Origin of the sequence: Jiangella anatolica, assembly GCF_003236295.1 — a bacterium.
GTDB lineage: Bacteria > Actinomycetota > Actinomycetes > Jiangellales > Jiangellaceae > Jiangella > Jiangella anatolica.
This window is the reverse complement of record NZ_POTW01000158.1, coordinates 1-7787: the sequence shown is the minus strand read 5'-3', so window position 1 is coordinate 7787 and position 7787 is coordinate 1. Positions and strand designations below refer to the sequence as shown.

At 71.8% G+C, this 7787-nt stretch carries 7 protein-coding genes and 1 pseudogene; 3 read left to right on the top strand and 5 right to left on the bottom strand.

What is annotated here, in order from left to right:
* Positions 1 to 374, top strand: a pseudogene (locus C1I92_RS34210) (hypothetical protein); the annotation flags it as partial.
* 769 nt (positions 375 to 1143) lie between these two features.
* Here the strand turns inward: C1I92_RS34210 and pdxH are convergent.
* Entirely contained in the window at positions 1144 to 1782 is a 639-nt protein-coding gene (gene pdxH / locus C1I92_RS32215; RefSeq protein ID WP_233507531.1) for a pyridoxamine 5'-phosphate oxidase, read from the bottom strand.
* A 152-nt stretch (positions 1783 to 1934) separates the two neighbouring features.
* On the opposite strand from pdxH, the gene C1I92_RS32210 reads away from it, so the two are divergent.
* The gene (locus C1I92_RS32210) at positions 1935 to 3041 is read left to right on the top strand and encodes a citrate synthase 2 (RefSeq protein WP_111258714.1); all 1107 of its coding nucleotides are present in this window, start codon (positions 1935 to 1937) and stop codon (positions 3039 to 3041) included.
* A 146-nt stretch (positions 3042 to 3187) separates the two neighbouring features.
* Complete coding sequence (gene serC, locus C1I92_RS32205; protein ID WP_111258713.1) at positions 3188 to 4315, top strand: phosphoserine transaminase; 1128 nt, start codon at positions 3188 to 3190, stop codon at positions 4313 to 4315.
* 254 nt (positions 4316 to 4569) lie between these two features.
* Here the strand turns inward: serC and C1I92_RS34205 are convergent, their stop codons facing one another.
* Genes C1I92_RS34205 through C1I92_RS32190 form a run of 4 tightly spaced genes read right to left on the bottom strand, consistent with a single transcriptional unit; the run spans position 4570 to position 7118 of the window.
* Positions 4570 to 4725, bottom strand: coding sequence for a hypothetical protein (locus tag C1I92_RS34205; protein WP_158564394.1), 156 nt, complete (start codon positions 4723 to 4725; stop codon positions 4570 to 4572).
* A gap of 38 nt (positions 4726 to 4763) precedes the next feature.
* Positions 4764 to 5315, bottom strand: a complete 552-nt coding sequence (gene thpR / locus C1I92_RS32200) for an RNA 2',3'-cyclic phosphodiesterase (protein WP_111258712.1) — start codon at positions 5313 to 5315, stop codon at positions 4764 to 4766.
* A gap of 7 nt (positions 5316 to 5322) precedes the next feature.
* Positions 5323 to 6630, bottom strand: coding sequence for an MFS transporter (locus C1I92_RS32195; protein WP_111258711.1), 1308 nt, complete (start codon positions 6628 to 6630; stop codon positions 5323 to 5325).
* Positions 6627 to 7118: a MarR family winged helix-turn-helix transcriptional regulator gene (locus C1I92_RS32190; protein WP_233507521.1), complete on the bottom strand. Its 492-nt coding sequence runs from the start codon at positions 7116 to 7118 to the stop codon at positions 6627 to 6629. The genes C1I92_RS32195 and C1I92_RS32190 overlap by 4 nt, the downstream gene beginning before the upstream one ends.
* Positions 7119 to 7787 lie beyond the last annotated feature (669 nt).

Below are 7787 nucleotides of genomic sequence, written 5' to 3'. Positions count from 1 at the left end.
CCTTCCCCGAGTGCTTCGTCTGCGGCCCGGCCCGCTCCCCCGGCGACGGCATGCGCCTCTTCCCCGGCCGCGTCGGCGACGGCCGCACGGCCTGTCTCTGGACTGTGACTCCGGACGTCGCGGGCTCCGCTGAGTTCGTCTGGGCCGCGCTCGACTGCCCCGGCGGCTGGTCCGCGCCCATCGAGGGCCGCCCGATGGTGCTCGGCCGCATCACCGCCTTGATCGCGGGCGTCCCTACTCCCGACGATTCGTGCCTGGTCATGGGCTCGTTCGTCGGCACCGAGGGCCGCAAGACCTGGACGGATTCGACTGTCTACGGCGCCGACGGCCGCGTGCTCGGCCGGGCTCGCTCGACGTGGATCGCGATCACCTGAGTGCTGGTGGCGATGGGCCGGTTTGTTCCCGCGTTCACCGGCCGGAAAAAGCGTTGCCTCGGGGGCGGGCGGGCGCTTAACGTGGTGGGCACACGGAGAGGAGGTGGTCCAGTAGATGAATAGCTATCGGACTTGTGAGGTGGCTGCTCGCTAGCAGCCCTGCTCGTCGCAGGACTTGGGGGTGACCCCCAGTGTTCGCCGGCTTGGTTGCTGGCAATACCGAGCAGTCACCCGACCCGTGGGCTCCCGGCGCTGGTCCGCCCGGGCCACACTCCCGACCGTGTGTCGTGGCAGCGTGGAAGCAGCCCACGGGTCGTCCATTTCTGGACCACCTCCCGCCGAGCCGTCGTCAAAAACGAGCGGTCAGAGCGAGGCGCAAGCGGCCAACGAGCAGCACGCACCGGCGACCCGGTCGCCAAACCCAGAAGCGACCGCAAGCGGCCAGCGAACAGCAGGCAACAGCGAACCCGGTCGCCTAAGCCGTAAGCGAGCCCGCCAGCGGCCAGCGAACAAGGACCCCAGCGAGCCCGAAGGCCCGGGCCCATTCTCCGGGTGGCCCCCTCCGAGTCTTGCCCCCGGTCGTGGCGCCGGGGGTCAAGTCCGCGCCCCGAGCCACCGAGCCGAGCAACCACAGAGGCGCGGACTTGAGGCCCGGCGTCACGACCGGACAATGGGCAAGCGAGGGGGCCGCCCGAACGCGGCAGCCCCAACCAACGTCGGCCCGGCGCAACGAGAACCCGACGCAACGAGGCCCCCCACCAACGAGTGGTCAGGGAGCCAACCGCTCCACGATCCACCCTGACCCGACCACCCGGTACCGCAGCCGATCGTGCAACCGCCCCGGCCCGCCCTGCCAGAACTCGATGGTCTCCGGCACCACCCGGTATCCGCTCCAGAACTCCGGCACCGGCACCTCCCCCGCGAACCGCTCCTCCGCGGCCGCGGCAGCAGCCTCCAGCTCACCCCGCGACCCAATAACGGACGACTGCCGACTCGCCCAAGCCCCCACCTGCGACTCCCGCGGCCGCATCCGCCAGTACGCCTCGGTGTCGGCCCGGGGAACCGGCGACGCCACCCCACCCACGAGCACCTGCCGCTCCACCGCGATCCACGGAAAGCACAACGACACGTACGGGTTCCCGGCGATCTCCAGAGCCTTCCGCGACCCCGTGTTGGTGAAGAACACGAACGCCCCGTCCTCGATCCCCTTGAGCAGCACCGTCCGGCTACTGGGCCGCCCATCGGCCCCGACGGTCCCCAGCACCATCGCGTTCGGCTCCGTGAGCCCGGCGGAGACCGCGTCACTGAGCCAAGCAGCGAACTCGTCGAACGGATCGGCGGCCAGATCGCCCTCGAGCAGCCGGCCGGCGGTGTAGCGACGCCGCATCTGGGGCAGTTGTTCCTCCACGGGACTCACTCTGCCAGCCCGGGAACCACAGCGACGTGGCCGACACCACTGTGGGAAACCGCACATTCACATTGTCGCAACTTGTGGGGAGCCACCAGTCACGGGGCATGATGGGGTGGGGGCCCGCGAGCGCACCACGAATGGAGATGTCAATGTCCGAGGTCAAGCATGGCCTTGAGGGTGTCGTAGCGTTCGAGACCCAGATCGCCGAGCCCGACAAGGAAGGCGGTGCGCTGCGCTACCGCGGGGTCGACATCGACGACCTCGTCGGCCGGGTGCCGTTCGGCAACGTGTGGGGCCTGTTGGTCGACGGCTCGTTCGATCCCGGGCTGCCGCCCGCCGAGTCGCTCGAGCTGCCGGTCCGTACCGGGGACGTCCGCGTCGACGTGCAGAGCTCGGTCGCGACGCTGGCCCCGATGTGGGGCTTCCAGCCGCTGCTCGACACCAGCGACGACGACGCCCGCGACCAGCTGGCGCGCAGCGCGTCGGCCATGCTCTCGTTCGTCGCCCAGTCGGCCAGGGTCGGAGCCGGTCAGGCGCCCGTCCCTGACGACGTCGTGGCACAGGCGGGCAGCATCGTCGAGCAGTTCATGGTCCGCTGGCGCGGTGAGCCCGACCCGCGGCACACGGCCGCCGTCGACGCCTACCTGACCTCGGCCGCCGAGCACGGGATGAACGCGTCGACGTTCACCGCGCGGGTGGTCGCGTCGACCGGCGCCGACGTCGCCGCGTCGCTGTCGGCCGCCGTCGGCGCGATGAGCGGCCCGCTGCACGGCGGCGCGCCGTCGCGGGTGCTGGCGATGATCGAGGAGATCGAGCGCACCGGCGACCCCGTCGGCTACGTCAAGGGCATCCTCGACCGCGGCGAGCGGCTGATGGGCTTCGGCCACCGCGTCTACCGCGCCGAGGACCCGCGGGCCCGCACGCTGCGCCGCGTCGCCCGCGAGCTGGGCGCGCCGCGCTACGAGGTCGCCGAGGCGTTCGAGAAGGCCGCGCTGTCCGAGCTGCACGAGCGAAAGCCCGACCGCGTCCTCGCCACCAACGTGGAGTTCTGGGCCGCCATCGTGCTCGACTTCGCCGAGGTCCCGGCGAACATGTTCACCTCGATGTTCACGTCGGCCCGCACCGCCGGCTGGTGCGCGCACATCCTGGAGCAGAAGCGGACCGGCCGGCTGGTCCGACCCTCGGCCATGTACACCGGACCGGGTTCGCGCACCCCTGACACCGTCGCCGGCTGGAGCCCGGCCTGGGCAGCCTGACCTGCATCGACGTACGCCGCCACGCGCCGGTCCGGATCACCTGACGGACCGGCGCACGCATGTCCGCGTTCATGCGGCACAATGGCCTACCTGACAGTGTCGTCACACTTCCGTAACCCGCCGGACACCGACACGGAGCGCCGCCCATGACCGACACTGTGCAGATCCCCGACGACCTCAAGCCCGCCGACGGCCGGTTCGGCTCGGGCCCGAGCAAGGTCCGCCCCGAGGCGCTGGCCGCGCTCGCCGCGCACGGCGGGTCCGTCCTCGGCACGTCGCACCGGCAGGCGCCGGTGAAGAACCTGGTCCGACGGGTCCGCGAGGGTGTCGCCGCGCTGTTCGACCTGCCCGACGGCTACGAGGTCGTGCTGAGCAACGGCGGCACGACGGCGTTCTGGGACGCGGCCGCGTTCGGTCTGGTCCGGCAGAAGGCGCAGCACCTGTCCTTCGGCGAGTTCTCGTCGAAGTTCGGCACCGTCACGAAGACCGCGCCGTGGCTGGACGAGCCGAGCATCGTCAAGGCCGACCCGGGCTCGCTGCCGGCGCCGGTCGCCGAGGACGACGTCGACGTCTACGCGTGGCCGCACAACGAGACGTCGACCGGTGTCATGGCGCCGGTCCGCCGGGTCGCGGGTGCCGCCGACGACGCTCTCGTGCTGATCGACGCGACCAGCGGCGCCGGCGGCCTGCCGGTCGACGCGTCGCAGGCCGACGTGTACTACTTCGCGCCGCAGAAGAACTTCGGTTCCGACGGCGGGCTGTGGATCGCCGCGTTCTCGCCGGCGGCGCTGGCCCGGGTCGCGGAGATCGGCGCCACCGACCGGTACGTGCCGGCCTTCCTCGACCTGCCGACCGCCGTCGACAACTCGGCCAAGGACCAGACGTACAACACCCCGGCCGTGGCGACGCTGTTCCTGCTGGCCGAGCAGCTGGACTGGCTGAACGGCAACGGCGGCCTCGAGTTCGCCGTCGGCCGTACCACCGCGTCGTCGAGCCACCTGTACAGCTGGGCGGAGAAGACTCCGTACACCACGCCGTACGTCGCCGACCCCGACGCCCGCTCGCTGGTCGTCGGCACCATCGACTTCGACGACAGCGTCGACGCCGCCGCGGTGGCGAAGGTGCTGCGGGCCAACGGCATCGTCGACGTCGAGCCGTACCGCAAGCTGGGCCGCAACCAGCTGCGGGTGGCGATGTTCCCGGCGGTCGACCCCGCCGACGTCGAGGCGCTGACGGCGTGCATCGACTTCGTCGTGGAGAAGCTCGGCGCCTGAGGTCAACAACGCCAGTCAATAACAACGCCCGGCCGCGATGCGTGTCAGCGGCCGGGCGCGTTGTTGGTTCCTCTTTTCAGCCGGAACCCGAATTCCCCCGTCGTGTTCCTGGGACAACCATAGAGCTCGCAGAACTTGCTGGGGATCATCCGTTCGGTCCTCTGCCGATCATCCACGCGGCCAGCATTTTCCGGCATCATCGAGGGGGTTTCCGCTGGCCATCGATGTGCCGGCAACGTTGTTGCAACGCCTGATCAACTAGTCACGGCGTTGGTCAATTCGCTGCCGTGACCGCGTGAACCGCCGCGGCGGGCGGCGCGTAGGCTGGGTTCGACGATCCCGGCGAAGGAGGCGACCACGGTGCGGCCGAAGACCACCCGGCAACTGGTGACCGCCGCGCTGATCATCATGGTCCTCATCGTCGCGGTGGCGACGGCGCTCTGAGGGGTCAGCGCCGGCCCAGTGGGAAGCGGGCCAGCGCCTCGTACCGTGGTCCGTGGCCGGGCGCGCCCGGCGACGATCGGAACAGCGTCACGACGTCGGCGGCCCACTCGGGTCCGGCGTACGGTGCGAGCCGGTCGACGTACGGTCGCAGGTCGGCGGCGCTGCCGGCGCGGGCGCGGGCCAGCGTGACGTGCGGGCGGAACGGCTGCCGATCCTCGTGGCCGACGCCGGTGCGCCGGCCGGAGGCGCGCGCGGAGCCGGCCAGGGCGCGCAGGGCGACCCTGTCGCCGTCGACGCCGGCCCAGAGCACGGTGTGCCCGAAGCGTCCGGCGCCGGCGATGCGGGCCCGGGTGGCCGGATGCCGGCCGGCGGCGCGTTCCAGCCGCCGCGTCAGCTCGTCCAGCTTCTCGTCGCCGACCTCGCCGTAGAACGCCAGCGTCAGGTGCCAGCCGGCCGGCTCGGCCCACCGCAACGCCGCGTCCCGCACCCCGTCGACGACGACCGTCAGGTGCGCCACCGCCTCCGGCGAGGGCTCGACCGCGGCGAACAGCCTCATGGCCGCGTCAGGCCACCCGGACCGCGACCGGCTCATCCACCGGAGCCGGTGCGGGCGCCATGGTGACGACGACCAGGCCGGGGCGCGGGCGCAGCCGCGTCCGCACGACGACGCCGCTTCTCGGGGCTAGGATGAGCAGGGCGGCGATGGCGACCGCCGCCGTCAGGATGCCGCCGCCAAGCAGCGACCAGCGGGCGCCGAACGCGTCGGCGACGAAGCCGATGACCGGCGCACCGAACGGCGTCCCGCCCATGAAGATCATCATGTAGAGCGACATGACCCGGCCGCGGACGTACTGCGGCACCGTCGTCTGCACGTACGCGTTGGCCGCCGTCATGACCGTCATGGCGATGATGCCCAGCGGCACCAGCGAGATCGCGAACAGCACGTACGACGGCATCAGCCCGGCCGCCACCTCGAACACGCCGAACACCACCGCGCCGCCGACGATCAGCCGCCGCCGCGGCACCCGCCGCCGGGCCGCGATCAGGGCGCCCGACAAGGTCCCGATGGCCATGATCGAGCCGAGCAGGCCGTACTCGCTCGGGCCCTTGTCGTAGACGTCGGTGGCCATCAGCGCCATCGTCATCTGGAAGTTCATGCCGAACGTGCCGAGCCCGAACATGATCGCGACGACCATCAGCAGGTCGGGCCGCGACCCCAGGTACGCCACGCCCTCGCGCAACTGCGACATCGTGCCCGCCCGCTCGGCGTCGCGCTTGGGCCGGCCGCCGACGCCGCGCAGCAGCACCAGAGCCAGGATCGGCGACACGAACGACGCGCCGTTGAGGATGAACACCCAGCCGGTGCCGATCAAGCCGATGAGGATGCCGGCGACGCCCGGGCCGATCAGCCGCGCCGCGTTGAACGACGCGCTGTTGAGCGCGACGGCGTTGGTGAGGTCGTCGCGGCCGACCAGCTCTGACACGAAGGCCTGGCGAGCCGGGTTGTCCAGGGCGGTGCCGACGCCGAGCAGGAACGCGAGCAGGTACACGTGCCAGATCTCGGCCAGCCCGGTGAGCGTGAGGACACCGAGGGTGAGGCCGACGAGGCCGAGGAAGGAGTTGGTGAGGATCAGCAGCTTGCGCTTGTCGAACCGGTCCGCCAGCAGCCCGCCGAACGGCGCGACCAGCAGGAACGGCAGGAACTGCAGCCCGGTCGTGATGCCGACGGCCTGCGCGCCGCCGCCGAGCACGACCAGCACCAGCCAGTCCTGGGCGATGCGCTGCATCCAGGTGCCGACGTTCGAGAGGAACATGCCCGACCAGTACAGCCGGTAGTTGCGGTGCCGGAGCGAGTGGAAGGTGGGGCTCACAGGCCAGCCAGCTTCTCGAGCACGGGCAGCGCCGCGCGCAGCCGCTCACGCTCGTCAGCGGTGAGGTCGCGCAACTTGTGCGTCAACCAGGCGTCGCGGCGCTTGCGGTCGGCCGCCGTGCGCGCCTTGCCGGCGTCGGTGATGCGGACGTTGATGACCCGGCGGTCGGCGAGGTCGGGTTCGCGGGTCGCGAGGCCGAGCTCCTCCAGACCGGACACGATGCGCGTCATGGACGGCGGGCGGATCCGCTCGCACGCGGCCAGCTCACCGACCGGCAGCGGGCCCTTGCGCTCGAGGATGCCCAGCGCGGACAGCTGGTTCAGCGTCAGCGAGTCGTCCTCGCGCTGGTTGCGGATGCGGCGGTTCAGCCGGCCGAGCGCGATGCGGAGCGAGCTGGCCAGGCCGGCCTGGGTACGCGGCTGCGCCGGGCCCGAGCGCGCCGGCTGGCGCTGGGGTGCGGCGTTCTGAGGGATCTTCGCGGGTGGCACTTTCGTTAGTTTAACTCATTACCTTTGCTAACGGCCATTGGTGTTGGACGGTTTTGCTGCTGGCGGCAGTTTCGGGGCCGGCTCGACGCCGATCGGACCGACGGGGCGATCTGGATCCTCGCGGCTTGGCACGCCCCCGCGTCGCGCTTGGCACGCCGCAGGTGACCGGCCGCGCCCGAAATGTCGCGCTCGTGGAACGCTCCGGCGTGCCAAGGGCAGCTCGACGGGCGGCCGTCGCGCGCGCACGTCGGCGCCGGCGCCCGACGCACGCCCGACGCACGCCCGACGCGCGCCCGCCCCATCCAGCTTCGCCGCGCCGTCGTCGCCCACCGCTCGCCGCCCGGCCAGTCGTCGCCCACCGCTCGCCGCTTGGCACGCCCCCGCGTCGCGCTTGGCACGCCGCAGGTGACCGGCCGCGCCCGAAATGTCGCGATCGTGGAACGCTCCGGCGTGCCAAGGCCGCCGCGGAACGGGCTTACGGCAGCGGGTCCGCGTCAGGCGGTGTCGGATCGGCGGGCGCGTCGGCCGCGGTAGCGGCTGCCGCCCTCGGTGTGGTCGACGTCGTCGTCGGCAGCAGTGTCGTCGACGGGCTGTCGGCTGCCGAACGCGAGCAACGGCTCGTCGTCGTCCACGGGGGACGAGGCCGGACGGGCCGGGGCGTCGCCGAAC